The organism is Colwellia sp. E2M01, from assembly GCF_018860585.1.
GTDB lineage: Bacteria > Pseudomonadota > Gammaproteobacteria > Enterobacterales > Alteromonadaceae > Colwellia.
In genome coordinates this window covers 301,755-303,804 of sequence record NZ_JAHKPR010000010.1, presented here as the reverse complement: position 1 = coordinate 303,804, position 2,050 = coordinate 301,755, and the positions used below count along the sequence as shown (strand labels likewise).

Here is a 2,050-nt window from a genome sequence, read left to right as displayed (position 1 = left end):
CAGCTAGACCAGAAAATTATCGGAATTGGTATAACGTAGAATATAAGCCTTTAAAAATATAAAAAAGTTAATACCACCATAAGATGGGATTAACTTTTCTCGTAATATTCACAACTAGGGAAACGTTTAATAACCTAGCCTTATATTCTAGGCTTAATAACTAAGCTGTTTTTTTCATTTTTTCTTGGCTATCTAAATACTCATCTAACGAGCCCTGGAAGTCGATTAATTTTTTATCTTTAATATCAATAATACGTGTTGCTAAGCTTGATACAAATTCACGGTCATGACTAACAAAGATCAAAGTACCTTCAAAATCTTTTAAAGCGTTATTTAATGCGTCAATCGCTTCAATATCCATGTGGTTCGTTGGCTCATCCATTATCAGTACATTAACGTCAGCCATCATTAACATGCCAAATAATAAACGGTTTTTTTCACCACCTGAACAATTACGAGCCTTTTTGTTAGCATCGTCATCGGTAAATAACATACGGCCTAACATACCGCGTACACTTAAATCGTTATGACAAGGTCTACGCCATTGTGACATCCAGTCCATCAAAGTTAAGTCGTTATCAAAAAATGAGCCACTAGATTGTGGGCAATAGCCAATAGAAGCATTTTCAGACCACTTAACAACTCCCGCCGTTTGCTCTAGTTCGTTCATTAAACAGCGTAATAAGGTTGTTTTACCTACACCATTTTCACCGATAATAGCTAACTTAGCACCTGCTTCTAATAACAAGTCACCATCGCTAAATAATGTTTCACCATCAAAACCATGAGTTAAGCCTTCAAGCTCTAACGCTTGACGATGCATTTTTTTACCTGGTGCAAAAGCAATTTTAGGAGTAATACGGCTTGATGCTTTTACATCATCTAATTTAATTTTATCCATTTTCTTAGCGCGAGAGCTGGCTTGTTTTGCTTTTGATGCATTAGCGCCAAAGCGGTTAACGAAATCTTGTAATTCAGCAATCTCAGCTTCTTTTTTCTCGTTACCTGATAAGAGTTGTTCACGCAATAATGCAGATTGCGATAAATAGAATTCGTAGTTACCGGGATAAATACGTAGCTCACCATAATCAATATCGGCCATGTGCGTACAAACAGAATTTAGAAAATGTCTATCATGCGAGATGATGATCATAGTGCATTTACGTTTGTTCAACTCACCTTCTAACCAACTGATGGTATGAATATCTAAGTTGTTGGTAGGCTCATCAAGTAATAAAATATCTGGGTTAGCAAATAAGGCTTGAGCAAGAAGTACTCGTAATTTCCAACCAGGGGCAACGTTTTGCATTGAGCCAAAGTGGAGGGACTCTTCAATACCTGCTTCTAGCAATATTTCACCTGCTCTACTTTCTGCGGTGTAACCGTCCATTTCAGCGAATTCACTTTCTAATTCGCCAGCACGCATGCCGTCAGCTTCACTCATCTCAGCTTGAGCATAAATAGCATCACGTTCTTGCTTAACTTTCCATAACGCCATATCACCCATGATTACGGTGTCGATAACGGAATACTCTTCAAAGGCGAATTGATCTTGTCCTAGCGTGCTGACTTTGTTGCCAGAAGTTACAGAAACATTACCTGAGCTTGGTACTAAATCACCACTAAGGATCTTCATGAATGTTGATTTGCCACAACCATTTGCACCAATCAAACCGTAACGGTTGCCGTTGCCAAATTTAGCCGAAATGTTTTCAAATAACGGCTCTGCGCCAAATTGCATAGTGATGTTTGATGTAGTGATCAAAAGAGATTCCTAGGGTTACGAATAATGTAGACATTTTAAAGGCGCATATTATATAGCATTTAGCAGAAGAACCCTACCACCTCGTTACATTAATAGTTTGTTTATTAGTCACAGTTACTTAATGGACCATGAATTCTAATATATTGTTTAAGAAAAACTAATATTTGAATGAAGAAACAGCACATAAATTACCTTATTCATGTTATTTTATCAGTTAATAAACTTGCAATAATTCATTACATAAACCTATTTATACCAAGTTGATTAAGTTCTTTCCCACTCAGC

General features: G+C 36.8%; 1 protein-coding gene. It reads right to left on the bottom strand.

The features are described from left to right. Positions 1-160: 160 nt before the first annotated feature. Positions 161-1,765, bottom strand: coding sequence for an ABC-F family ATPase (locus KO502_RS02065; RefSeq protein ID WP_216020884.1), 1,605 nt, complete (start codon positions 1,763-1,765; stop codon positions 161-163). Positions 1,766-2,050 lie beyond the last annotated feature (285 nt).